This window comes from Mesorhizobium sp. M4B.F.Ca.ET.089.01.1.1, from assembly GCF_004022605.1.
Classification (GTDB): Bacteria; Pseudomonadota; Alphaproteobacteria; order Rhizobiales; family Rhizobiaceae; genus Mesorhizobium; species Mesorhizobium abyssinicae.
This window is the reverse complement of sequence record NZ_RZOS01001034.1, coordinates 1-796: the sequence shown is the minus strand read 5'-3', so window position 1 is coordinate 796 and position 796 is coordinate 1. Positions and strand designations below refer to the sequence as shown.

At 59.3% G+C, this 796-nt stretch carries 2 protein-coding genes; both read right to left on the bottom strand.

Features of this window, described 5'->3' with window-relative positions:
* Positions 1–245 (bottom strand): prepilin peptidase (locus tag EN780_RS35840; protein WP_189557075.1); only part of this gene is annotated, 245 nt, incomplete at its 3' end.
* A gap of 2 nt (positions 246–247) precedes the next feature.
* Complete coding sequence (locus EN780_RS35835; protein ID WP_127391750.1) at positions 248–790, bottom strand: tetratricopeptide repeat protein; 543 nt, start codon at positions 788–790, stop codon at positions 248–250.
* Positions 791–796: the final 6 nt, after the last annotated feature.

Below are 796 nucleotides of genomic sequence, written 5' to 3'. Positions count from 1 at the left end.
ACCCTGCGCAAGGTCCAGAACGGGAAGAGCACGATAAACAGCAAAAGACCGGCAAGTGCGCTCAAGCCCATGTCCCACCACGATCCGGACTGAACCGACAGCAGTTGCAGGGACCCGAGGCCCAGGCAAAGCAGCAGCAGAACGTCGCGATTGGTTATCTTCTGGGTGGTGAAATCCACCCAGGCGATCCTTGCAAGCAGGGGGATGGCAAGTGCCTTGAGCAGCAACGATGCGCCGAGCAGCATAGCTACTGCCGCTCGACGTTCTGCACGCTGGAGGCCAGGAGCTTCAGATTATTGGCCACGGTTGGATCCTTGGGCGCCAGCTCATAGGCCTTGAGGAAGTTGGTGCGGGCATTCTGCAGCTTGCCGCGCAGCAGATAAGAATAACCGACATTGTTGTAATATTCGGGCGTGCCGCCGATCAGCTTGAATGCTCGGCCATAGGCCCGATCGGCGAGGTCGAAGCGCCTGATGCGGTCGCTACAGGCGGCAAGGCCCAGCCAAGCGACTCCGTCATTAGGCGCCAGTTGCGTCGCCTTGTAGAACAGGGCGCCGGCATTGCCGTAATTTTCCGCGCGGAACTGGTTCTTGGCTTCGGCCACCGCCTGGTCCGAAGCGTAGTATTCGACATCGCTGACTGTTTTCAGCCCGTCGAAGGCGTCGCCAAAGGCAGTGATGTCGCCTTTGGAGGGTTCGTTGGTTCGGACGACACCGTCGGTGGCGTCCGTCTGGCAGCCGGCAATCGCCATTATCAACAAGCCGGCTACGGCCGCATTTTGCCATCTCATATAGAT

Coding starts and splice junctions, on each gene's coding strand:
- EN780_RS35835 (WP_127391750.1), bottom strand. CDS start 790: ATGAGATGGCAAAATGCGGCCGTAGCCGGCTTGTTGATAATGGCGATT.